This is a genomic window from Sorangiineae bacterium MSr11954 (assembly GCA_037157815.1).
Lineage (GTDB): Bacteria > Myxococcota_A > Polyangia > Polyangiales > Polyangiaceae > Pendulispora > Pendulispora albinea.
Genome location: CP089984.1, coordinates 8,909,633 through 8,931,405, shown reverse-complemented (window position 1 = coordinate 8,931,405; position 21,773 = coordinate 8,909,633). Strand labels below are relative to the sequence as shown.

The window sequence follows — 21,773 nt, the reverse complement described above, 5'->3', positions numbered from 1 at the left end:
GTAAAGTTATCTTTTCGGGGCCGGACGGCTGAAAGCGCATGACATCGCGGTAAGCTTCGGTGGCCCCCGACATGGACGTGCGCACCCACCGCGTATTGGCGACCTTCCTCGATCCCAGGCTCGAGCGGCAGTTTCGCGCGGACTACTTCGAGCGGAGCGTCAAGAGCTTCACCCGCTTCAGCATCGGGCTGAGCGCCGTGGCGTTCCTCGCGTACGGGATCCACGACCTGCTCGTGATCCCCTCGATTCGAAGCTTCGCATGGGCGTTGCGGTACGGGGTCTTCGGTCCGGTGGCGGTGCTGGTCACCGCGCTGATGCACTCGCGCAAATACGAGCCGTGGCATCAACCGGCGATGCTGGTGTTCGGCATGGGGTGCAACGTGGTGGTCATCGCCATCGCGGCGGTCGCGCCCACGCACGGGTACTTCATCTACAACTCCTTCGCGATCCTGTTCGTGACCCTCGGGCCCCTGGTGGCCAAAATGAACGTGTTCACGCAGGCGCTCTATACGTTGCTCACCGTCTTCGTGTACGTGCTCTTCGACGTGGTGCTCGTGCACGCCGAGGATCGGGTGCGCGTGTCGATGATTTTGACCATCGTGGTCCTGGGCGGCATCGGCACCTTGGTGGCGCACCAGCTCGAGCTCCAGGCCCGCGAGGGCTTCTTGCAGCGGCGCACCATCTACGAGCAGATGGACCAGCTCGATCATGAAAAAGGCAAGAGCGACGCTCTCTTGCTCAATATCCTCCCCGCCAAAATCGCCGAGCGTTTGAAGCGCGAACAAGGCCGCACCATCGCCGATGGCTTCGCCCAAGTGACGGTGCTCTTCTCGGACATCGTGGGCTTCACCAAGATGGCCGAGCGCCTCGCGCCCTCCGAGGTGGTGCGCAGGCTCAACGCCATCTTCAGCACCTTCGATGACATGGCCGATCGTCTCGGGCTGGAGAAAATCAAGACCATCGGCGACGCCTACATGGTCGCGGGCGGTCTCCCGACCTCCAAAGACGATCACGCGCACGCCGTCTCCGAAATGGCGCTCGAGATGTGCCGCTACATGGAAGAGTTCAGCCGCGAGCTCGGCGAGCCCGTGCGCGTGCGCATCGGGGTGCACACGGGACCCGTGGTGGCCGGCGTCATCGGCAAAAAGAAATTCATCTACGACGTGTGGGGCGACACCGTCAACACGGCGAGCCGCATGGAATCCCATGGCATCGAGGGCCGCATCCAAGTCACGGAGGCCACCTACGAGCGCATCAAGGACCACTACGATCTCGAAGAGCGCGGCGAGATCGACGTGAAGGGCAAGGGCCTCATGAAGACCTACTGGCTCCGCGGCCGCCGCGACCGTCTGGCAACCCCCTGGCTCGCCCCACCGCCGCAGGCCGCATCGACCAATGGGGCGGGGGGCAATGGCGTTCGGGTGAAATAGTCAGCCCGTCGTTCGCAGGCCGCTGGCGACGGCGTTGAGCGAGAGCAGCACGCTGGGCAGCACGGCTTCGGCGCCGGTGGTGTCGCCGGCGGCTTTGCGCGCGCGCCACTCGCGGAGCACGTCGATCTGGAAGGTGTGGATGGCGCGCAGGCCCTCGTCGCGCAGTTGGAGGGTGCGCCACATGCGCGGGCGGCGGCGCTCGAGCGGCTCGCCGAAGAGGGTGTCGATGATGGTGACGGTGCGGCGGTGCTCGTCGGCGACGAGGCCGAAGATGCGGTCGCGTGCCTGGGGATCGGTGACCAGCGCGGCATACTGCGCGACGATATCGAGGGCGGTGGAGGCCACGGCGCCCTCCACGTTCTTCATCACGTAACGGAGGAAGGGATCGGTGGCCGCGGCGGCGGCGACCTTGGAGAAGGCCGCGGGATCGCTCTGGGCGAGCGCTTCGAGCGCGGTGCCGAGGCCATACCAGCCGGGCAGGTAGTGGCGCGACTGGTTCCAGCTGAAGACCCAGGGGATGGCGCGAAGATCCTCGAGCGAGCGGCGGCCCGTCCGGCGAGGCGGGCGCGAGCCGATGTGCGCGACCTCGAGCGCATCGATGGGGGTGGCCTCGCCGAAGTAGCCGAAGAAGCCCTCCTCCGCCAGCAAGGCGCGGTAGGCGTCGCGGCTCGATGCGGCGAGGCGGTCGAGCAACTGCACCAGCTCTTCGTCGCGCGAGGGCGGCGCGAAGCGATGGCGGAGGGTGGTGGCGGCCACGCCGGCCAGCAGGAGCTCGAGGTTGTAGGTCGCCGTGATGCGGTTCGCGAACTTTTGCGTGATGGTCTCGCCTTGCTCGGTCACCCGCACCTGCCCGGTGAGCGAGCCATGGGGGAGCGCCTCGAGAAAGCGATGCGTCGGGCCCGCGCCGCGGCTGACCGTGCCCCCGCGGCCATGGAAAAAGCGCACCGACTCGTCCCGCGCCGAGAGAAAGGCGTGGAGCTTCTCCTGGGCGCAGCGCACCGCCCACTGGCTCGCGAGGATGCCGCCGTCTTTGCAGCTGTCGCTGTAGCCGAGCATCACCTCGATGTGCGGCGCCTCCCCGCCCGCGCGCTCGGCCATGGCCGCCAGGCTCGCTTGGGTGACCGGGTGATCGACGAAGCCCTCGAGGATGCGCGGCGCCGCCTCCAGGTCCTCCAGGGTCTCGAAGAGCGGCACCACGCGCATGTCGCAGACGAGCCCCTTGGGGGTCATGCGCGCCAGGCCCACCTCGCGCGCGAGCAGGTAGACGACGAGCAGGTCCGACACGTTGCGGGTCATGCTCACGATGAGCGACCCCAAGCCATCCATGCCGTGCTGATCGCGCACCTCGGCGAGCGCGCGGAGGGCGGCGAGCGTCTTGTCCGCCTCCTCGCCGACCGATGCCCCCACGGGCGCGAGCGGGCGCGCGCTTCGAAGCTCCGTGTCGAGGAGCTCGCGGCGGCGCGCCTCGTCCCAGTCGGGGAAGTCCTCGCCGTCGATGCCGGCGGCGGTGAGCAGCTGCGCCAGCGCGCGATCGTGGTAGCGGCTATTTTGCCGGACGTCGAGGGCGGCCAGGTGGAAGCCGAACGTCTTGACCTCGCGAACCACCGGTGTCACCGAGGTTCGCGCCAGGCGCCCGGCGCCGACCTCCTCGAGCGACTGCGCGAGCGCCCTCAGATCCGCGATGAGCTCGCGCGGGTTCGGATAGCGTTCGAGCCACGCGATCATGGCGTGGACGAACTGCCGCCAAGGCTCGCCCGGGAAGCGCTTGGTGAGCGCGCGCGCTTCGTCGCCGAGGCGCTCGTACATCCGCTCCAGCGCCGCGCGCAAAACGGGAGGCGCGGGCTGGATCACGTCGCTCAGCGGGAGCTGGCGCGCGAGCTTCTCCAATTTGTCGCGGTGCACGTCGAGCGCGGCTCTGCGAAACTCCTTCAAGGTCTCGCGGGTCACGTCGCCGGTGACCAGCGGGTGGCCATCGCGGTCGCCGCCGATCCAATTGCCGAAGCGCAGCTCGGGGGTCCGCTCGCCGAGGAGCTTGGGATCGAGCCCGGCCTCGACCCACGCGTGCCGCAGCCGCGCATCGAGCCAGGGGAGCACCTCCGGGAACACGTTGCGCAGGTAGTGCAGCGCATTCTGACGTTCGTCGGCGATGTCGGGACGCTTTTGCATGAACTTCGACGTGCGCCAGAGGCGCTCGAGGGTCGCCTTGATCTCGTCGCCGATGTCTTCCTGCTCGCTCGGCGTCCACATTTGATTCTCGCGGCGCACCAAGAGCAGATACAGCTGCCGCTGTTGTCCGAGCACGTCGGCCGGCTTGGCCTCGGTCGGATGTGCGGTGAGCACCGGCTCGACGGACACCTGGCCGATTCCTTCGGCGATGGCCTCGGGCGAGAGACCGAGCTCGATGAGCTGCCGCAGGTTTTGGCCCCAGAGCCCGGGCTCGCGCAAAAGCCCCTGCTGCTCTTCGCGCTGGCGTCGCGCCTGAGCCGATGCGTTCTCCTCGATCAAATTGAGGAGCTGAAACGCGAGGGTCAGCGCAGCAACGTCGCGTGCATCCTTGATGCAAACAGGCTCATCCCCGACGAACGGGAGGCGCCGTGCGCGCTCCTTTTCCCCAGTTTGTTCGAGCATTTCGCGCAGAAGCGCCATGAGATAGACGAGATCGGCATCGATCTTGTCGAGAGCGAACTCCAGAATGTTGGTCACCGTGGCCTCTCGCATTTTTGATCCTGGCTTAGCCGGGACGCACTGCGTTGGGCATGCTAATACTTCTTTCACGTGCGACAGGTAGAAGACGTTCTCAATTTCCTCAGCGACATCGATTCCAACTGGTGGCCTTTCCTCTTCCTACGTCCCGAACCTTACGAGCGGATGACGTCGAAGCGCGTGGCCCTTCTCGCAGCCCTCTACGGCATCTTCACAGGCGCCTTCATGGACGCCTTGCTCGCCGTCGCAGGCCGCGCCCATGAGGTCAGCCTCTGGACGTTCCCCTTTTGGACCACAATAGGGTTCTTCGTCATCTACCGACTGACCTTCGCCTACGCGTGGAACTGTCGCGCGGAACGGTTCATCCCGATCCGCACGCGTTCCTGAGTTTCGTAAGCGTCGTTATCCAAGTTGGGGGCCCCGCCCACGGGAGGCGTGCCAAACGGCACGTATCTCTACGATGTCTGCCTTTTTGTCGTATGAGAAGTACAGGTGGTACCGGGTTGCTCCGACGAGCACGCGCTTGATCGGTACGCCTCTTCGCGTGCTGTAGTGCGCGCCTCGCGTAGGCATGACAAGGAGCGCTTGGAGCATACCGGCTAGGGCCTCGGCAAACATGGCCGGCGCCGCGGGGCGATTCTCTCGCCACCAGACGTCGATTCGGCGAATCTGAGCATCCGCGCCCTGCGCGATGCGAAGTCGCGTCACGGCGTGTTGCGCTTCAGACGTGCGATGACATCCTCGCCATCGAGCCAACGCCCGTCGCGCAGCTGCTCATCGGCTCGATCGAGCGCAAGATGGAGGCGCGCACGCTCGTCGACATCGAGCTCGTCATGGTCATCGGCAACCATGGTTTCGAGCTCGACCTCCGGCGTATTCCTGACTGCGTTCGCCATAACAAGGAAAATGTACGCCTCTCTCTCGGCGCGCGCCAGCACGATTGCGCCACAAGCGACAGAGCTCGCACCACGGCTCGAAAGCGCCGTTACATCGCCAAGGCCGTCAAAACGACCCGCTGAAGATCGGCACCATCGGCGCCTTGGGAAGGCTCGCGGTCGACGTGTCATCGCGGAAGATGGGGGAACGGGCGGGCTCCGTTTTCGCCATTTCGAGGCCCGATAGCCAGGCGGCTTTGGGGGCCGGCCCGCCGAGGGACTGATCGACTTTGGTGCTCGAGTTGCCGGTGACGAGCACCAGACCAATGACGAGGCTCGCGACGCCGCCGCCGAGCATGATGCCGCCGATGGTTGCGGCGTTGCCGGTGTTTTGGTGGCCGCTGCCGTTGACGGCGGCGACGATGAGCAGGGTCAAGCCGCCGATGAGGATGAACGGCGAGCCTACGCTGATGAGGACGATGCCGCCCGCGAAGCCGCCCTTGGAGGCCGTGTTCACGTCGAGTACCACGCGGTCGCCGTTTTGGCCCGCGAGCTGGAACGCTCGGGAATTGCGAACGCCGTCGCCCACGATGCGGTAGCTCGGGCCCACCGGGAGCGGGCGGTCGCACGGGGTCGAGCAGACGCCCACCCAGGAGCCGCCGCTCAGTTGTTCGAGCGTGACCTCGCTGCCTTCGATGTGCACGGTGACATTGCCCGAGGGGGCCGGGGGAGCGGTGGCCGGGGACGTGAGGGGCGGGGCGTGCGCCGAGGTGTCGACGGGTTGGCCGTTGTGATCGATGCGGGCGACGAAGGCCCAGAGGATGCGCGCCGTCTGCCCGGTGCTGAGCATCACCGTCACGTGATCGCCCACCACGATTTCACTCAAGGTGCCGCGGATGACGTTGTTGTCCTTGAGATAAACGGCGTCGGGGCCCGTGGGCGCGGCCTGCTGCGCAAAGGCTGGCGGTGCGGCGGCGGTTAGATAAGCGGTCAGTGCGGCGAGCGAAAGGAGCTTTCGCTGGAAGAAAGGACGCGACATCGCTGCATCATCGAGCCTCCCAGGGGCTTAAGTCCACAAGCAGACGCGTCCGTCCAACCAGGATTTCGTCACCGTCCAAAAGCTCGCCCTCACCTTGGAGCCGGACGAAGACCCCCGTGCGCGAGTCCAAGTCGGTGAGGACCACGACCTCCGCCTGCTCCTCCAGCACACAATGTTGCTCGCTCAACAAGGGATCGTGCGGGCACACGATGTCCCCGATCGCGGCCCCGATTTGCACCATCCCGCCGCGCGATACCGCACACGCCCCCACGGCGCCGCCCTCGAAGATTTGCACCACGCGGAAGGCCGATGGCCACTTGGGCGACGAATAGAAGTACGTGGGGTCGGGATCGGGGCCGTCGTCGGCCACCGGGTTCTTCTCGACGCGAAAGAGCTGGTCGCCGACGATGAACTCGTCCCCCGCCGTGAGCTCCACCCGCGAGCGAATGCGCAAGAAGGCACCGTTGCCGCCCTCGAAATCTTCGAGCCACAATCGGCCCTCGCGGAAGCGGAAGACGGCCTCGCGCGCGTGGCAGAACGCGTCGGCGATTTGAATCGACCCCTCGCGCCCCATGATCGCTTCGTCTTCGCGGACGGAGTACTTGTCGGGACCTCCCACCAAGCTTCGCTGCACGATCAGATGAAAAAACGCCGGCGGCATCGCGGTGGCCGCGATGGCTGCCAAGGCCGCCGAGGGATCGACCACCGTGGCCGGCGCGGACTCGAGCTCCGCGTCGGAGGCGGCCGGGTTCATGAGGGCCGAGCGGCTGCTCAGCGGAGGGATGCCGCCCGGGGCGATCGGCGGGCTCACGCCCGGATAGCCGCCGCTGGCCGCAGCCGACGCATTCACGCCTGGATAGCCGCCGCTGGTCGCGGCCGACGCGTTGACGCTCGGAGGCGGCGGCCCGCTCGACGAGGTCGGATGCCCACCGCTGGCGGCGGCCGACACATTCAGGCCCGACGGCTCGGCCTTGGAGAGGGCAGGGCTCGAAGGAACGGCGTCGGCGGTGCCGTCGGCGGATTTGGTGGTCTTGCGCTTGCCGAGCCGTTTGACGTCGACATTGGGCGGGTCCACCAGGACCTCGATGCCGCCGGCCGCGCGTCCTTCGACGACGGCGTCGAAGCGGCCCTCGCGCAGCATGAGCAGCATCTCCATGTGCTGCCCCTTCATCAGCGCCCGCACGAACAGCGCGATGTTGCCCTCGGCCTCCTCGCGCGCGATGTGCTCGCCGTAGTTGCGCTTGTGCGTCTTGACGATGCGCCCGCCGTCGGCAAACAGGTGCGTGATGATGTGCGGGCGATCGAGCCCCGAGTCCTCCGTTTGCACGTGGAAGACCCGACCCTTGTACTTGACGTTGTTGTTGAAACCGACCTGCGCGCGGCGAAACCCGGCGGGCTGCATCTCCCGCTCGAAGCGCGAGAGCGCATCGCCGTTGAAGCGGTGGATGGCTTGCTCGAGCAACGCGTGGTCGCCGGCGATGCCCTCCATGCGCTCGAACGCCTGGCGCGCGAGGGGTGAGCTCGGATCCAGGCGCAGCGCTTCGGCGAGGAGCTGTTGACCCTCCGCGTCGTTCGGTCCGCTGGTGGCGTAGGCGCAGAGCACCATAATGGCATCGTCCACGCGCGCACGGTCGACGAGCCACTTGGCAACTTTCGATGCGCTGGTACGCCCGCTCGGGACTGCGGTCATGTCAGCAAGAGTTTATAGCAAGCATTCCGCGCGTGTACGAATCACTCCGGATTTTTGACGATCTCGTCGATTTTCACGACCTCGAAGGCCGATCCGGGGATGGTCTTGAGCGGCTCCAAGTCCTTGCTGGTCCACTGGGGGTTGCTCTCGCCCGAGATGTACCAACTCGACCCTTTGTCGGCGAGGAACATGCCGTAGCGGGCCAGCGCGGTCAGCACGGCCTTCGGCACCCCCGTGAACTTGCTGATGTCGAAGGTCTTTTTCAGGCGGAAGCGGGCCCCCATGGGGGGGACGTTAAGATCGGTGGTGCTGCCGCTGGCGTGGGTGGCCGGGCGCACGAAGGCATTTTGCGTCTTGGCGCCGGTGAAGCGGAGCGCATGCTTGATCTCACCGTTGGTGGCCGCCTCTTCGTAGCGAACGAGCCCCGGGAAGATGGGCAAACCTGCAGCGTCGGCGGATGTCCAGCCGTCGGGGCGCAGTTTGTTCGTCTTCAAGTCGAACACCGCGCCGGAGTAGGCGGTCCACGCTCCGTCCTTGACCTCGGCGGAGTAGAGCTCGTACAGCATGCACTGGTCGCGATCGACGGCCAGCACATGACGGTCACCGGCCTCGCCCGCGCCTTCCACTGGCGCGTTGAGCGGGATCGGGTAGGGCCCGGGATCGCTCTCGCGGTGCTGCTCGAAGGTCACCCCGAGCCTGGGTTGTGCGCCGGAAATGAGGATGTACGGCATGCCGTACTGGGGCTCGGCGCCAAAGTCGGGATGAACCTTCTTGTCCTTGCCGAGTGCGTCGATGTACCGATCCGAGTTGGGATCGACCTCGGCGTTCGAGATGTCCTTGTTCCAGGGGTTGTCGGGCGGGAACACCTTGCAGCCCGGGCCGAGGACGCCACCGCTCGGGATCCCCGAGGTCGTGTCGTTGGGTGGCCTTTGGCCACCGCCAGGACCGTCTTTTCCGCCCGGCCCTGAGCTTTCGCCGCCGCCGCTGCATGCCACCATGATGAGGGTGAGCGCAGAGAGTGCAGCACGCGTGGGGGCAAGACCTGCAGAACGTGGAAAACGTGGAAATGGAGCGACCTCACGGGAACACGGCGTCGTACGTGACCCGGCAAGAAGCCTTCTCGTCATGTTTGCCAGAATAGTTTCGTATGATGGAGATCGCCATGCTGACGTTTAGCCCCGATCCCGACAAGGCCGAGCAGGAGATGCACGCCATCATCTTTTACCTGACGACATTCGGGTACATCGATGGTGACTTCGACGCGACGGAGAAGAGCTTCGTGCGCGCCTACATCCGCAAGCTTGTCGTACACCGTGCGGAGACGGCCATGGCGGACGCCGATCCCGCCTTTCGTTCGGAAATCATCGAGAAATTTACGGCTCATTTCCATGAAGTGTTCGAGGGCATCGATTCTCGTATCCAGGAACTTTTTGCCGAGCCGGTACAAAAGGACGAGGACCCGTCGGCGTTCGTGCACACGAAGCTGAAAGTTCGATGCTTCGAGATCTTCCAAAGCTTCGATCGGGCGGGCCAGGAGCAGCTGATGGCCACCATCGACGAGCTTCTGCTGGCCGATGGACACGCACATCCGGCGGAGCTCAAGTTTCGCGCGGAGCTGGCGGCGCTGCTCTCGACCGAGGTCGATCTGGAGCTGGTCGACGACGAAGATGCGGTGGCCCACGTTCGGGTGGAGCCCCCGCGAAGGTACGCGGCCACCGGTGAGAACCATCCGTTCTTCGTGCCCGCGGAGTTCCACTACTCGGCGGACCGCAAGAAGATCCTGGAGCAAGCCGGGCGCGATCGGGATCTCATCGATCGGGTGCTCGGGATCCTGGAGAAGCAGCGGGCGCACGGGAAGGGGAAGCTCGCGGGGAAGACCAACGTGGGCGAGATCCCGAGCGGCGAGTCGTTCCTCGACGGCTTTACGTACGTGACGCGTCCGGTGCCCAAGCGCGCGTACGAGCTGATCGTGCTGGGCGATTTGCACGGCTGCTACAGCGTGCTGAAGGCCACGTTGATCCAGTCGCGGTTCTTCGAGAAGGTGACGGCGTTCCAGCGCGATCCCACGTCGGTGCCGGAGCCGAAGTTGGTGCTCTTGGGCGACTACATCGACCGCGGTCTATTCAGCCTCAACGGCGTTCTGCGCACGGTGCTGCAGCTGTTTGCCACGGCGCCCGATCACGTGGTGGCGCTGCGCGGGAACCACGAGTACTACGTGGAGTACAACGGCAACGTCTACGGCGGCGTAAAGCCGGCGGAGTCGATCAACACGCTCAAGCCGCACCTGCCGCTCGACGTCTTCCGCCACTACGCGCACCTCTTCGAGCGGCTCCCGAACACCTTGCTGTTCGATCGCTTCGTGTTCGTGCACGGCGGCATCCCGCGCGATCGTCTGCTCAAGGAGCGCTGGCGCGATCTCTCGAGCCTCAACGACGTGGAGCTTCGCTTTCAAATGATGTGGAGCGATCCGAGCCGGGTCGACGTCGTCCCCGCCGAGCTCCAAGAAAAGTCGGCGCGCTTCCCATTCGGCAAGCTACAGCTGCGCGCGTTCTTGCAGCGTATGGGGTGCCACACGTTGGTGCGCGGTCACGAAAAGGTGAACGCAGGCTTCGAGCGCACCTACGACGACGAGCACGCGCAACTCTTCACGCTCTTCTCCGCCGGGGGCCGCGACAACAACGATCTCCCGCTCGACAGCAGCTACCGCTCCGTCACCCCCATGGCGCTCACGCTCCTCCTCGACCCCGACGGCAACGGCACCATCACCCCCTGGGCCCCCGACTACCGCGCCTACAACGATCCCCAACGCAACGGCTTCTTCCAAGCCCCCCCGGAGATCGCGCACCGTCGGGATTGAGGGGGTGCTCCGGCCGTGATTTGCAACGAAGACGGGCGGTCGTATCCTTGGAGGATGGCAGCCACTTCTTCCACGTCTCCACGCGTCCGTCACATTGTCGAGCTGATGGGGGAGCTGAGCGATGAAGAGCGAACGGAGCTCGATGCGGAACTGCTGGTCGAAGACGTGGACATTGCTCGCGCATGGGGCGAAGAAATCGATGAACGTGCCCAGCGTGCGTTGAGCGGCCAAGCGAACGCGCTCTCGCGTGAGCAGCTCGACGCTCTCTTCGAGATGCCACCGAACGATGCCCGCGCACACTTGGCGCAACTGCTTGCTTCACGCAAATGATTGCAATCGCTCCCGAAGCCGCCCTCGAGATCCTCGAGAGTCGTGAGTTCTACGAGTCACGACGCGCGGGGCTCGGCCTCGCATTTCAGGGTGCGGTCAACGGGATGCTGGACGCAATCAAGAATGGTCCGCTCGGTTTTCCGAGGCATCGGTTCACGACCCATGAGAACGTCCGTCGAGCCCTCTTTCCGCGGCCCTGGCCCTATGCTTTGGCGTATTTGCTCGTATCGCCAGCGAACATCGTGGTGCTCGCGTGTGAACATCTCAAGCGGAGACCGCTCTATTGGAAGAAACGGCTCGAGTTGGCTGCTTCGGCAAAGAAGCCGCGCGAACCGTGAGGAGTGTTCGCCTGCTTCCTAAACCCCATCGCGCAGCGGACGGCCTTGCGCGTCCGTGACCTTGCCCGTGAGCATCATGATCCCATCGACGATCGGCCAGATCCACCCGATACAGGTGAGCGACGCCAGGATCTGTGCGATGGCGATGCCGGTGTGGCCCGTGTAGAAACGGCCGGCGCCCAGCCAGCCAAGGAAAAATTGGAGAAGGGCAGCGACGACCTTGCTCTTGTCGGAGAAAGGAATGCCCGTTACCGGATCGATGCCATACGGTGCGCCCGGACCCGCGCCGGGAGGGGGACCCATCGGCATACCAGGCATACCCGACATGCCAGCAGGAGGAGGTGGACCATAGCCGCCGCCGTATGCGTTGTTCGGACCTTGTCCGTAGCCACCACCTGGACCGCCGCCGCCGCCACCGCCAGGAGGAGGAGGATTGCCACCTTGCATCGTTCGTTATCTCCCGTGTCCGACCGGGTTCGGTCGAAGGACAAGGATGGACGTAAGAACGATGTGGGCGCTAAGCAAGCTTTTCGACCCGTTCGTCGTATTCGGCTTGCGTGATCTTTTGGGCCGCCAAATCGGCATTGAGCGCTTCGAGTGTGGCCTTCGTTCGGTCGGCTTTGGCGGCGACCGATTCTTTGTTCTCGTTGTAGATGGTCTTGCCGTCTTTTTTCGCGCTCTTGAACTCCGCGCGGAGCTCGGCGGCGGTGACGGTTCCGCCGCTTTCGAAATAGCGGTCCGCTACTTTGCCGATGCCCCACGTGGTCGCAAAGGACGTGGTGGCGCCGACGACGCTGCCCCATCCCGGAACGAGCTTCGCGAGATTGTTTACGGCGATGCGCATGCCGGCGCCGCCGACCACGCCGCCGAGGAGCGAGCCGACGGCTTTTTTGTCCATGGTGTTGCCGTAATACTGACCGATGTCGCGCACCAGCTTTGCTTGCATGGCAACCACCGCGATATCCGTCGCGATGGCGATGCCCGGTACGGGGAATGCGCCGAGCACCGCGCTCATGATCGCGTACTTGAGAATGTCCTCGGACACCTCCGCCGCGCGCTTCTTCGGATCGTCGATCCGCTTGATGTGGCTCGGCAAAATCGTGTCCTTCGTTTCGGTCACCAGATCCGACAAGAAGCTGGGCTGCGTCTGCGGACGGGGTTGCTCGAGCCCGAAGGCCACCTCGAGCCGATCGAGGATCTGCTTCTCCGAAGGATCGCAGTCCCCGTCGACCATCGAGATGTTCACGGCCGCTTGGTACGTTTCCCGCCGGGCCTCCGGGGAGACGATGCGCTCGATCTGCGCCTCGACGTCCACCGGCTCGTCCAGCAAGGTGTCGAGGGTGATCCCTTCGGGGAGCTGCACCTCCCCGAGAGCCTCTTCGAGCGCGTTGCGCTCCTCGTCCATCAGCTTGCCATCGGCCTTCGCGATGGCCACGAGGATGCGCAGTCCAGCCAGCCCTTCGGTAACACTAATCATGGTCCCACTAGGAGACCGGCGAAGTCATCCGTCGTCAAGCGCGCCGCGCATTTGTCACGTCGCCGGTGACGCCGTGCATCGCGTTCCAGCCTCTTTGCGCGCGGCGCTTCGCCCGCTTTGCGGACCTCGCCTCGTCGACTTCTTCTGCTACTTCCGCGAACGGGTGGGCGGCAGGCGAACCGTGCTTGGAACGTTCTCGTCCGTGTCCTCGGGGAAGACCACGTAGCCGGGCGCCGAGGCAGGAATGTCGGCGGCTCCAAGATCGCCACCGATGATGCCGATCTGTTGATCGAGCTCCTCTTGCGTCGCATCCTCCTGCGCCGTGTGCACTTCGATGGCACGCCCGGCCACGACGCCGACGGCGCCCCCGATGAAAGCTCCCACCATCGCACCCGATGGGCCCGCGAAAGCTCCCGCGCTGATGCCAGCCACCGCGCCCGATAGCGCCCCGGCCGCGATGGAAGCATCGGAACGAAGGGGGATCCCCGCTTCGCGCAGCTCTCGTTCTCGTTGTGTCCACGCCATTGGTCCACCGTGCTGGTCGGCACCGTCAAACACGCCCAAAAGGGGCGGTGAGCCGGCCGGCCAGCACGCGCACACCAGCAACGTGTATGCCGTAGTGTGACTACGGCACCCGCTCGCTGCGTTGCTCTACTTGCGCTCGGGCGGCGAGACGATGATCTCGACGCGCCGGTTGTTCGCGCGACCCTCGGCCGTGGAGTTGCTTGCGACCGGGCGATCGGGCCCCACGCCCACGGCGCGGATGATTTCCGACGGAATCCCGTGCGAAGAGATGTACTGGCGCACGGAGTCGGCTCGCTTTTGCGACAGGTCCATGTTGAACGAGCGCTGGCCTTGCGAGTCGGTGTGACCTTCGATGGTGATGTTGCGATCGGGGTTGGCCTTGAGCGCGGTGACGACATTGTCGAGCGCGCTCATGGCGGCGGGCAGCAAAGCCGACGCACCCGATGCAAAAAGGACCTGCCCCGACAGGGTGATGACCATGCCGCGGTTGTCGTTTTTGACCTCGGCCATCTTGGCGAGGTTATCGAGCGCCTCCTTGGTGCGGCGTCGCTCCTCTTCGAGCTGCTGCTGCGTCATCTTCGAGCGCTGCTGCTCGGCCTCGAGCTGCTTGCGCGCCGACTCCAGCTCCTGCCCGGTCTTCTTGCCGAGATCCTTCTGCGCCTGATCGCGCTCGCGTTCGGCGGCCATCATGCCGGCCTGCGCCTCGGCGAGTTGGGCTTTGCGAAGCGCGATGTACGCGCGGTCGCTCGTCTCCGGCGCGCCCGGCGAATCGTCGTAGGCCTTCTCGGCCTGGTCGAGCGCCTGCTTGGCCACGTGGACCTGCGCCGGGTTGATCTGGTTCGCCTGACCTTTTTGCGCCTTCTCGTAGGCGGCGCGGGCTTCCAAGAGCTCCTTCGGCGGCGGGGTCGAGCCACACCCGGCGACGAACGTGGTCAATGCGAGGCTGGCTGCGATCTTCGAGTACGCGCGGATCATCGTCCCCCCTTGAGGGCCTTGAGTTGCTCGAGAGCTTGCTGCGCCTCGTTGCGCGCAGACTGTTGACGGGCGAGGGCGACCGCCAGCTCGGCGTCGGCCTCGGCGCGCAGGAGGAGGAACTCGGCGCGCTTGTTGTCTCCGTCGGCCATCAGTTGCTTGGCCTTCTCGATCTGCTCCTGCGCCAGCCTCATGTGAAGCGCGCCCTGGGAGTCGGTTTGTGCACCGACCTCTTGGGCCGCGCGAAGGGACGCTTGCGAGTTGACCAGCTTATCGTTGGGGGCAGGGTACGAGCCGCACCCGACCATGAGCGAGAGCGCTGTGGCCGCCGCCGCAATTGAAGCAATGTGTTTCATCAGGCTCCTCGTATGAGAAAAGCACTCACGCATTTTCGGCTCTTTTGCTGAGGCGCGGTCGACCATACCATGTGCTCGATGAATGCGTATGAAGAGCTTGTAACCCTACTCCGGCCCGCGGGCGGGGGGCTCTTTCTCGTCTCCACCGGGCGCGCGGAGCAAATCGAGCTGCAAAAAAACATTTATGCTGCATCTTCCGAAGAGGAAGTGGGCGTGAAGTGGCGCGCGGCCGTGGGCGCTCTCGCCGGTGCCAAGGTCGTGCTCCTTGGCGCCCCATCCGATGTGGGCGCAGGCTTTTTGCGCGGCGCCAACATGGGGCCGCAAGCGATCCGGCAGGCCCTTTTGCGGAGCGGGCCGCTCGCTCCAGACATCCTCGACGTGGGCGATGTCTTCGTGGTGCCGCAGCTGCTTCACGACGACATGCTCTCGCCGGAGCAAAAACGAGCCTCGCTCCGCGCGCTGTATCCGCAGGTGAAGGAGGATGTCGCCGCGGGTCTGCCGGTGTCGCCGCTTTCCATTCTCGAGCGCGCGCTCGATTTGATTTTTGCCGTGAACCCCACGGTGGTGCCCATCGTGCTGGGCGGCGATCACTCGTGCGCGTGGCCCGTATCGGCCGCGCTTCATCGGGCTCGGCGCGGTTCGGGGACGCGCGACCGTTGGGGCATCGTGCAAATGGACGCGCATACCGATTTGCTCGAGCAGCGGCTGGGTGTTCGCTATTGCTTTGCCACGTGGAGCTACCACGCGAGCCGGCTGCTGGAGTCGCCGGATCATATGGTGCAAGTCGGTATTCGGGCGACGCGCCACGAGCGCGCGCACTGGGAATCGCAGACCGGAGTCCGGCAATTCTGGGCCGATGAATGCAACGCCGATCCCGAGCGCGCCATCGACGCCATCGCCTCGCATTTGCGCGCGCGCGGCATCGAGTCGCTCTACTTTTCGAACGACATCGACGGCACCGACGAGCAGTTCGCCGACGCCACCGGCACCCCCGAGCCCAACGGTCTTCACCCCGATTTCGTGCTGGCGCTCATCCGCCGATTGGGCCAGGACTTTCGCCTGGTCGCCGGCGACGTCATGGAGGTGGCCCCGCCGCTGCAGCGCACCCCCGGTGGCTCGGAGCGCACCGTCGCGCTCGCAGCGCGCTACATCGAGGCGACCATCGAGGCCGCGCTCCGGAGCGCTCCCAGCGCGCGTAGCTAGCGCATCGCTTTATCGAGCCGGTCCACGCGCCGCAGGGCCGGAAATAGAAACATGCAGGTTGCAACCACCGCGCAGGTGGCGAAGCCCCCGAACACCGCGGCGGGCACCACGCCCAGCCAATCGGCGGTGAGGCCCGACTCGAATTCGCCGAGCTCGTTCGACGCCCCGACGAACACCTGATTGACGGCGCTGACCCGCCCGCGCATCTCGGACGGCGTGGCAATTTGCACCAAGGTACCGCGCACCACCACGCTCACCATGTCGGCCGCGCCCGCGATCATCAAGGCCACGAGCGAGACCATGTACACGTTGGAGAGCGCAAACACGATGGTGGCGACCCCGAAGATCCCGACGCACGCGAACATGGTGAGCCCGGCGCGACGGCGCAGCGGATGAAACGCCAGCCACACCGCCATGACCAGCGCGCCGAACGCCGGAGCGCTCCGCAGGATGCCGAGGCCCCAGGGGCCCGTGTGCAGGATGTCGCGCGCAAAGATGGGCAGAAGCGCCACCGCGCCGCCCAGGAGCACGGCGAAGAGATCCAATGTAATGGAGCCCAAGATGAGCTTTTGCGAGAACACGTAGCGCACGCCGGCCAGCAAGGTCTGGAGCGAAGGCGCCGAGCGCTCCATGCGCCCCGTGCGCACCTTCATGGACAGCACGCACCCAAACGCCGACAGCGCCAGCAGCGCGCTCAGCGCATACACCCCGCCGGCCCCACCCGACAGGGCATAGACCACGCCGCCCAGCGCGGGCCCGATGACCGTCGCCGCTTGCCATACGCTCGAGCCCCACGCGACGGCGTCCGGAAATTCGGCCATGGGCACCAAATGCGTCGTCAGCGCGGAGGCGGCGGGGCCCGAGAACGCGCGCGCCGCGCCAAAGAGCACCAATGTGCCATAAATGAAATACGCGTGCTCGGTGTGCGCCAACGTGGACGCGAGCAGCATCAAGGACGACGCGGCGATGCCGAGCTGGCACACCAGGATCACGCGCCGCCGATCGAACCGGTCCGCTGTGTGCCCGGTGATGGGGGATAGGCCGATCATCGGGAGAAACTGCACCAACCCCACGATGCCGAGATCGCGCGGCCGCCGCGTCAGATCGTAGACCTGCCAGCCGACGGCGACGCTCTGCATTTGAATGGCGATGGTGAGAAAGAACCGCGCACACTGGTAGAGACGAAAGTCTCGATACGCAAAGAGCCTAAGCCCCATGTTCCCCGGGGCTCCGATTTTCTGGGGTCACCATTTTGGCGGTGACTCTAGGGTCGATGGCTCGTTCCGGCGAGCGACTTCGTCGCGCGAATGGGCGGTAGGTGCGCTCACTTGGCCAGATATGCCGCAAATGGCGCGTAATCGGTGTCCTCGAGCGCGCCCTCGATCACGCAGCGCACGCGTCCGGTTGGATCGATGAGCGCATGCTCCGGCAGCTCGGGGGGGTTCTTCATCTTCATCGAGCCCAGCCAACCCTCGCGCACGTTTTCTTTGATCCAGAGCGCGGCCCGCACGCCGCTCGGCGGCTGCGCCTCCAGGAACTTGGCGAGCTGGCGCTCGTCGTCGTCGACGGAGAGGAAGACGAGGTCCACGCGGGTCCCCGCCTGCGCCAGCTTCTTCTCCCAGGTGCGCAGGCGCGGGATCTCTTCTTTGCAGGGGCCGCACCACGCGGCGAAGAAGTTCAACCACGTCCATCGCCCGGTCCCCGTCGGAATTTTATCGTCGAGCGGAGGCACACCCGGAACCTGCGCGCGCGCCAGCGCCATCTTGGGCAAGGTGCGCGCGACCGTCTCCCCCTCGCAAATCTTCCGCGGGCCCGACGGCGCCGCCGGGTGCGGCGCGGGGGCTGGTGCGGGCGCCGCCGTCGGCATATTTCCCGTGGCCACCACGGCCTCGCTGCGCCCGGCCGTGCGCGTGCTCGCGCTGGGCGCATCGGACTTGTCGCACCCGCTCGCGACCGATGCCACCGCGAGGGCCGGCGCAGCCAGCGCGCCCGCGAGCGCGAAGGCGCGGAGCGGCGCGAGCTTCATAGACGGCAATCGACCCATGATACGAAGGCGCTCCGGTTGATGGCGTCGGGGTTGCACTCGTTCTTTCCTCCGCCCTTTCCTCCGCGCGAGGTCGTGGTGGCCCCGCGCGATGCGGGCCAATCGCAATAGTCTTTGGTGAGCTGGGCGAACTCGTTGCCGAGCCAGAGCATGCCGACTTGCTTCTCCAGATCGGGATCTTTGAACTGCTCCTGGAGGAAGAAGTGCACGCTGTTGGCGCGCTTGTGCGAGAGGGTTCGGTTGTATTCGGCGGAGCCCGTGCGCGACGCGCGCGCCACGATGAAGAAGTAGCGGGCGCCCTTTCGATCGAGCCAGCGCTCCTCGAGGAGCTTCTTGGCCCCCGCGTCGAGCGTCTCGGAGGCGTCGTCGAACATGATGACGGCGCCGCGATCCTTCAGCGGGGTGAAGAGCGCGTTGAAGTCGTCGTCGTCGATGGACGCGAAGGTCTTCACGTCGGCCGGCTGGCAGCCCCGCCTCGCTTCGCCGCCCACCAAGCCGCACGCGTTGAGCACGCGCTGGAGCACGGTCTTGAAGTTCGGGGTGCAGTACTTCTCCTCGCTCTGATCGGCCACCGCCACCTTGCTCTCGACCGCGGCCGCCGCTTGCGGATGCTTCAATCGGTCCGACGCATTGCTCACCGTGGCCCGCACGGTCAAGGTGGTCGCCAGGAGCACGACCACGCCCGCGGCCGCGCCCACGGCTGCCGGAAGAAAGGCCGGCCGCCCGCCGCCCTCGGGCGGAGGGGGATCGACGGCGTGCATGGCGCGCGGGTTTCCATGACGGGGATCGCCGGAGCCGTGACGCGGGGGAGGGGAGTAGGCGCTCATCGCAAGACCTCGGGTGCAAGCTGGGACAGCGTGTACTTTAGCCCCAGATCGGTGTCCTCGTCGCAAATGCGCTTGTCGCCCAGGAACATCTGGGGCGTGGAGACGGGGATGTGGTTATTGGCTGCATAGTGCAAGTGTTGCGTGAGCCGCACGGCGGTCTTCTTGTCCTGGGCGCACGACATCACGTCGCTGCCGAACCGCTCGCGGATCTTCTTCTCGATGGCGGTCGGGTTCCCCTTGCCCAGCTCGCGCAAGCTATCCTGCTCGGAGTACGACCACTCCAGGATCGCGCGCGATTGGCTTCCGCCGCAGAGCACCGCCTTGGAGAGCAGGCACGCGCCCGGGTGCAGCGAGCGATCGAGCATCCAGTTGCAGTCGCTGTCGAGCGGAAACAAAACGAGGGTGACGTCCAAGTTCTCGAGCACGCCCTCGTCGATCAGGCGCTCGTGGAAGGCGCGACAGGTGGGGCAGAGCGGATCTTCGAAGAAGGTCACCGGCTTCACCGGGTGCGCCGTGGGGAGCTTCAACAAGGCGTTGTGCTGCTCCTGCTGCACCTCCAGCTTTCCGCAGTTGGAGAGGTAAGGGCGGTAGTCGGGCAGCGCGGCCACGTACACGAGCGCCGGCACGATGGCCGCGAGCCCCAGCGCGCCGAGCCACCCCACGAGGAGCAGCGGGCTGCCCGGTCCGGCCTGTGGCTCCGTGGGGCCCATGGGATCGAACGGCAGGTGGCGGTGGGCGATGGCGCGGTAGTGGAGCAGCGCCATGACTGCGGCCGCGGCCAAGAGGGCCGAGGAGAAGTAGATGCCCACGCAAACCTTGCAGAATGCATGCAATCGGGTGAGCGAGATGACGAACATGACCAGCGAGGCACAAAGCGGGGTGAGGCCCGTCACCCCAAAGAACAGATAGGCTCGCTTCGGGGTCCGCCAGCCCGAGAGCAGCAGGTACAAGGCGTAGCCGAGAAAGAAGCTGAAGGCCCCGACCGCAAACAGCGAGATCGGCACGCCGCCCCAGTACGACTCGCGAAAGAGCGCCGAGTACGAGCTGAAGAGCGCGACCTTGCAGGGATTTTCCGCGGTGGTATCGCCCGAGGCGCCCGGGATGAAGCTGCAGTGGATGGCGTGGATCTGCCGGTCGAGGTGCTGCGCATAGTCGTACGTGGAGTAGGCGGCGAAGACCAGCCCCAAGAACGAGGCGACCAGCGCGAGCACGGCCAAAAGTCGAGCATTTCGCATTGCGTGGGGAGCACGTTGCACCGCCTCTGCCTCCAGGGTCAAACCTTCGTCGAACAACGCGCGAGGTAGCGGGTTTCATCGCGGGCGGGCAAAATATGTCGAAACTGAAGCTGAACCCTTCCCTTGCGGGCAGTGGCATGCGAAATGGGCACCCCCATGAAGATTGCGATCGCGGGGGATCACGCAGGTTTCGAGCTGAAAGAAGTGCTGGCCAAGGCGCTTACCGCCGCCGGGCACGACGTGCAGAACCTCGGCACCCACGATGGTTCCCAGCCTTCCGACTACCCGGATTTTGCCCTCTCCGTGGGCGAGGCCGTGAGCCGGGGCGACGTGACGCGCGGCATCTTGGTCTGTGGGAGCGGGGTCGGTGTGTCGGTGGCCGCCAATAAAATTCCGGGGGTGCGCGCGGCCCTCTGCCACGACACCTACTCGGCGCACCAGGGGGTGGAGCACGACGACATGAACGTGCTCTGTCTTGGCGCACGCATCATCGGCGAGTCGCTGGCGAAAGAGCTCGTCGCCGCGTTCGTGGGGGCGAGCTTCAGCACCGAAGAGCGCCACGCCCGCCGCCTCGGGAAAGTGCGTTCCATCGAGGAGCGCTATACTGCCGGTCGTGACCGATGATTCGGCGATCCCCGAGGTAGCACCCCCCAGCAAATCGCGGCGGTCGATGCCGCTCTGGCCGATGTTCACCGTCGTGGGCGTATGCCTGGTCGGTACCGGTGCTTATTTCGCTTCGAACTACCTGTTTCCCAAGGAGCCGGCGAGCACCGTCTCCGTTCGCCCTTCGGCCACGCTCCTGCTCGCCGTGCAAGATCTCTCCCGGCTCGAGACGACCGAGCTGCACATGGAAAAGGTCATCGACCTGACGGACACGCAAAGCCGCTTCTTTGGGCTGGTCCAGGGGACCGACGCGATCCTGCTGGTCGCCTCGGGCGATGTCAGCATCGGGGTCGATCTGTCCAAGCTCCGCCCCGACGATGTGAGCATGGACCCCAAGACGAAGCTCGCGACCTTGCGCTTGCCGGCGCCGGAGGTCTTCTCCGTGCACCTCGACGAGAAAAAGACGTACGTCTACCGCCGCACCACGAGCCTGGTGGCGCAGCGCAACGAGCAGCTCGAGACACGGGCGCGCCAGCAAGCCGTGGAGGCCATCGAAAAAGCGGCGCGCGAGGTGGACGTTACCGACCGTGCGAAGCGCCAGGCCGAGCGTCAGTTGCGGGTGCTCGCGTCGGGGCTTGGTGCGGCGGAGACGACGATCGTCTGGAAGTAGCGGTTTCCGTCGCGCGGCGGCGGCGTCCGTGCGATGCGGGCGTTTGGTTGTGGGGCGCGGGTGGGGGCGGGGATTCGTGCGCCTGGGATGCCGGCGTTGGGATCGGATTGCCGTCGAGGTTCGGGCCTCCGCCGTCGACGTCCGGGCCTCCGCCTCCGCTGTCGCCGCCGTCCACGTCGGGGCCGCCGTCGGCATTGCCGGTCGGGCCGCTGTCGCCGCCGTCGGGATTGGCGCCTGAATCGTCGTCGCTGCCGTCGGGATCGGCGCCCGAGTCGCTGCCGTCCGAGTTTGCATCGGCGTAGGTTCCGCCGTCAGCCGCGTCGCGCGCGGCCGCATCGCCTGCTTCGGTGCGGGCGTCGGCCGAGTTGACGTCATTGGTTGCGCCGTCGTTCGATGCGCCGTCGCGGATGGTTCGATCGAGGGCGGCGTCGCCCGAGTCGGCTGGATCGTTGCGGTCGATCAAGTCGGGAGCCGAACCCGTACAGGCAACGGCGACGGCTCCCACGCATGCACCGAGAACAACCGCCCTCGCAACCCTGCGAGACGCCCGCTTCTTCATCGCGATTCCACCCCGCCGTTTACGGTACCGTAGTGCGCGG

21 protein-coding genes are annotated in these 21,773 nt (G+C 65.8%); 7 read left to right on the top strand and 14 right to left on the bottom strand.

Features of this window, described 5'->3' with window-relative positions:
* Positions 1-59: 59 nt before the first annotated feature.
* A complete protein-coding gene (locus tag LZC94_34820) occupies positions 60-1,430 on the top strand; it encodes a hypothetical protein (GenBank protein WXB13012.1) in 1,371 nt (456 codons plus the stop codon).
* Here the strand turns inward: LZC94_34820 and LZC94_34815 are convergent, their stop codons facing one another.
* Complete coding sequence (locus LZC94_34815; GenBank protein ID WXB13011.1) at positions 1,431-4,148, bottom strand: phosphoenolpyruvate carboxylase; 2,718 nt, start codon at positions 4,146-4,148, stop codon at positions 1,431-1,433.
* A 57-nt stretch (positions 4,149-4,205) separates the two neighbouring features.
* Between LZC94_34815 and LZC94_34810 the strand changes: the two genes are divergently transcribed.
* A complete protein-coding gene (locus LZC94_34810; GenBank protein ID WXB13010.1) occupies positions 4,206-4,520 on the top strand; it encodes a hypothetical protein in 315 nt (104 codons plus the stop codon).
* Positions 4,521-4,837: 317 nt separating this feature from the next.
* Here LZC94_34810 and LZC94_34805 read toward each other — a convergent pair whose 3' ends face one another.
* From LZC94_34805 to LZC94_34790, 4 genes are all read right to left on the bottom strand, one after another.
* Positions 4,838-5,071, bottom strand: coding sequence for a hypothetical protein (locus LZC94_34805; GenBank protein ID WXB13009.1), 234 nt, complete (start codon positions 5,069-5,071; stop codon positions 4,838-4,840).
* A 64-nt stretch (positions 5,072-5,135) separates the two neighbouring features.
* On the bottom strand, positions 5,136-6,047 hold the full coding sequence (locus LZC94_34800; GenBank protein WXB13008.1) for a hypothetical protein: 912 nt from the start codon (positions 6,045-6,047) through the stop codon (positions 5,136-5,138).
* 7 nt (positions 6,048-6,054) lie between these two features.
* Positions 6,055-7,737: an FHA domain-containing protein gene (locus tag LZC94_34795; protein ID WXB13007.1), complete on the bottom strand. Its 1,683-nt coding sequence runs from the start codon at positions 7,735-7,737 to the stop codon at positions 6,055-6,057.
* Between the two features lie 41 nt (positions 7,738-7,778).
* Positions 7,779-8,735: a hypothetical protein gene (locus tag LZC94_34790; protein ID WXB13006.1), complete on the bottom strand. Its 957-nt coding sequence runs from the start codon at positions 8,733-8,735 to the stop codon at positions 7,779-7,781.
* A gap of 164 nt (positions 8,736-8,899) precedes the next feature.
* Between LZC94_34790 and LZC94_34785 the strand changes: the two genes are divergently transcribed.
* Both LZC94_34785 and LZC94_34780 read left to right on the top strand, forming a co-directional pair.
* Complete coding sequence (locus tag LZC94_34785) at positions 8,900-10,594, top strand: serine/threonine protein phosphatase (GenBank protein WXB13005.1); 1,695 nt, start codon at positions 8,900-8,902, stop codon at positions 10,592-10,594.
* 326 nt (positions 10,595-10,920) lie between these two features.
* Positions 10,921-11,262, top strand: coding sequence for a hypothetical protein (locus tag LZC94_34780; protein ID WXB13004.1), 342 nt, complete (start codon positions 10,921-10,923; stop codon positions 11,260-11,262).
* 18 nt (positions 11,263-11,280) lie between these two features.
* Here the strand turns inward: LZC94_34780 and LZC94_34775 are convergent, their stop codons facing one another.
* The 5 genes from LZC94_34775 to LZC94_34755 form a co-directional block, all read right to left on the bottom strand.
* The gene (locus tag LZC94_34775; protein ID WXB13003.1) at positions 11,281-11,709 is read right to left on the bottom strand and encodes a TM2 domain-containing protein; all 429 of its coding nucleotides are present in this window, start codon (positions 11,707-11,709) and stop codon (positions 11,281-11,283) included.
* A 70-nt stretch (positions 11,710-11,779) separates the two neighbouring features.
* Positions 11,780-12,739: a DUF533 domain-containing protein gene (locus tag LZC94_34770; GenBank protein WXB13002.1), complete on the bottom strand. Its 960-nt coding sequence runs from the start codon at positions 12,737-12,739 to the stop codon at positions 11,780-11,782.
* 147 nt (positions 12,740-12,886) lie between these two features.
* A complete protein-coding gene (locus LZC94_34765) occupies positions 12,887-13,264 on the bottom strand; it encodes a complement resistance protein TraT (protein ID WXB13001.1) in 378 nt (125 codons plus the stop codon).
* 126 nt (positions 13,265-13,390) lie between these two features.
* Positions 13,391-14,239, bottom strand: coding sequence for an OmpA family protein (locus LZC94_34760; protein WXB13000.1), 849 nt, complete (start codon positions 14,237-14,239; stop codon positions 13,391-13,393).
* A complete protein-coding gene (locus LZC94_34755; protein ID WXB12999.1) occupies positions 14,236-14,592 on the bottom strand; it encodes a DUF4398 domain-containing protein in 357 nt (118 codons plus the stop codon). The genes LZC94_34760 and LZC94_34755 overlap by 4 nt, the downstream gene beginning before the upstream one ends.
* A 78-nt stretch (positions 14,593-14,670) precedes the next feature.
* Between LZC94_34755 and LZC94_34750 the strand changes: the two genes are divergently transcribed.
* Positions 14,671-15,795, top strand: a complete 1,125-nt coding sequence (locus tag LZC94_34750) for an arginase family protein (GenBank protein ID WXB12998.1) — start codon at positions 14,671-14,673, stop codon at positions 15,793-15,795.
* On the opposite strand, the gene LZC94_34745 is transcribed toward LZC94_34750, so the two are convergent.
* The 4 genes from LZC94_34745 to LZC94_34730 form a co-directional block, all read right to left on the bottom strand.
* Positions 15,792-17,012: an MFS transporter gene (locus LZC94_34745; GenBank protein ID WXB12997.1), complete on the bottom strand. Its 1,221-nt coding sequence runs from the start codon at positions 17,010-17,012 to the stop codon at positions 15,792-15,794. The two genes, LZC94_34750 and LZC94_34745, sit on opposite strands and share 4 nt — an antisense overlap.
* A gap of 107 nt (positions 17,013-17,119) precedes the next feature.
* The gene (locus LZC94_34740) at positions 17,120-17,821 is read right to left on the bottom strand and encodes a TlpA family protein disulfide reductase (protein ID WXB12996.1); all 702 of its coding nucleotides are present in this window, start codon (positions 17,819-17,821) and stop codon (positions 17,120-17,122) included.
* Positions 17,818-18,666, bottom strand: coding sequence for a hypothetical protein (locus LZC94_34735; protein ID WXB12995.1), 849 nt, complete (start codon positions 18,664-18,666; stop codon positions 17,818-17,820). Before LZC94_34735 ends, LZC94_34740 begins: the two co-directional genes overlap by 4 nt.
* Positions 18,663-19,901 carry a hypothetical protein gene (locus LZC94_34730; GenBank protein ID WXB12994.1) on the bottom strand — a complete coding sequence of 413 codons (1,239 nt, stop codon included), beginning with the start codon at positions 19,899-19,901 and terminating at the stop codon, positions 18,663-18,665. The genes LZC94_34735 and LZC94_34730 overlap by 4 nt, the downstream gene beginning before the upstream one ends.
* Before the next feature lie 156 nt (positions 19,902-20,057).
* Here LZC94_34730 and rpiB point away from each other — a divergent pair, with 156 nt between their 5' ends.
* Both rpiB and LZC94_34720 read left to right on the top strand, forming a co-directional pair.
* Positions 20,058-20,525, top strand: a complete 468-nt coding sequence (gene rpiB, locus LZC94_34725; protein WXB12993.1) for a ribose 5-phosphate isomerase B — start codon at positions 20,058-20,060, stop codon at positions 20,523-20,525.
* On the top strand, positions 20,515-21,174 hold the full coding sequence (locus tag LZC94_34720; GenBank protein ID WXB12992.1) for a DUF4230 domain-containing protein: 660 nt from the start codon (positions 20,515-20,517) through the stop codon (positions 21,172-21,174). The genes rpiB and LZC94_34720 overlap by 11 nt, the downstream gene beginning before the upstream one ends.
* The last annotated feature ends 599 nt before the right edge of the window (positions 21,175-21,773 follow it).

What these genes read in the sequence shown, in the direction of transcription:
- LZC94_34815 (WXB13011.1), bottom strand. Translation starts at nt 4,148, where the DNA reads ATGCGAGAGGCCACGGTGACCAACATTCTGGAGTTCGCTCTCGACAAG.
- LZC94_34800 (WXB13008.1), bottom strand. Translation starts at nt 6,047, where the DNA reads ATGTCGCGTCCTTTCTTCCAGCGAAAGCTCCTTTCGCTCGCCGCACTG.
- LZC94_34795 (WXB13007.1), bottom strand. Translation starts at nt 7,737, where the DNA reads ATGACCGCAGTCCCGAGCGGGCGTACCAGCGCATCGAAAGTTGCCAAG.
- LZC94_34790 (WXB13006.1), bottom strand. Translation starts at nt 8,735, where the DNA reads ATGGTGGCATGCAGCGGCGGCGGCGAAAGCTCAGGGCCGGGCGGAAAA.
- LZC94_34785 (WXB13005.1), top strand. Translation starts at nt 8,900, where the DNA reads ATGCTGACGTTTAGCCCCGATCCCGACAAGGCCGAGCAGGAGATGCAC.
- LZC94_34780 (WXB13004.1), top strand. Translation starts at nt 10,921, where the DNA reads ATGATTGCAATCGCTCCCGAAGCCGCCCTCGAGATCCTCGAGAGTCGT.
- LZC94_34775 (WXB13003.1), bottom strand. Translation starts at nt 11,709, where the DNA reads ATGCAAGGTGGCAATCCTCCTCCTCCTGGCGGTGGCGGCGGCGGCGGT.
- LZC94_34770 (WXB13002.1), bottom strand. Translation starts at nt 12,739, where the DNA reads ATGATTAGTGTTACCGAAGGGCTGGCTGGACTGCGCATCCTCGTGGCC.
- LZC94_34765 (WXB13001.1), bottom strand. Translation starts at nt 13,264, where the DNA reads ATGGCGTGGACACAACGAGAACGAGAGCTGCGCGAAGCGGGGATCCCC.
- LZC94_34760 (WXB13000.1), bottom strand. Translation starts at nt 14,239, where the DNA reads ATGATCCGCGCGTACTCGAAGATCGCAGCCAGCCTCGCATTGACCACG.
- LZC94_34755 (WXB12999.1), bottom strand. Translation starts at nt 14,592, where the DNA reads ATGAAACACATTGCTTCAATTGCGGCGGCGGCCACAGCGCTCTCGCTC.
- LZC94_34750 (WXB12998.1), top strand. Translation starts at nt 14,671, where the DNA reads ATGAATGCGTATGAAGAGCTTGTAACCCTACTCCGGCCCGCGGGCGGG.
- LZC94_34745 (WXB12997.1), bottom strand. Translation starts at nt 17,012, where the DNA reads ATGGGGCTTAGGCTCTTTGCGTATCGAGACTTTCGTCTCTACCAGTGT.
- LZC94_34740 (WXB12996.1), bottom strand. Translation starts at nt 17,821, where the DNA reads ATGAAGCTCGCGCCGCTCCGCGCCTTCGCGCTCGCGGGCGCGCTGGCT.
- LZC94_34735 (WXB12995.1), bottom strand. Translation starts at nt 18,666, where the DNA reads ATGAGCGCCTACTCCCCTCCCCCGCGTCACGGCTCCGGCGATCCCCGT.
- LZC94_34730 (WXB12994.1), bottom strand. Translation starts at nt 19,901, where the DNA reads ATGCGAAATGCTCGACTTTTGGCCGTGCTCGCGCTGGTCGCCTCGTTC.
- rpiB (WXB12993.1), top strand. Translation starts at nt 20,058, where the DNA reads ATGAAGATTGCGATCGCGGGGGATCACGCAGGTTTCGAGCTGAAAGAA.